Raw genomic sequence first — 222 nt, 5'->3', positions numbered from 1 at the left:
CACGGGTTGATCAACGCCGAACACCTCGAGGTGATCCGCAAAGCGGTGGCCAAACTGCCCGGCTGGGTCGATGCGGCCACCCGCACACAGTTCGAAGTCGACCTGGTGCGCGCGGCCACCCGGGTCGGGCCCAAAGAACTCGCCGCCACCGCCGAGTTGAAACTGTTTCTGCTCGACCAAGACGGCCCCGAGCCCACCGACACCCAACGCGCCCACCAACGC

The 222-nt window shown here is 67.1% G+C and carries 1 protein-coding gene; it reads left to right on the top strand.

Annotation, left to right across the window (positions count from 1 at the left end; all coding sequences use genetic code 11):
• The coding region (locus tag ABQE89_RS26365; protein ID WP_448422197.1) for a DUF222 domain-containing protein at window positions 1–222 on the top strand (222 nt) is incomplete at both ends.

This window comes from Mycolicibacterium sp. XJ1819 (assembly GCF_053483675.1).
Note: the sequence above shows the minus strand (reverse complement) of the source record. Positions and strands in the feature narration are given on the sequence as shown.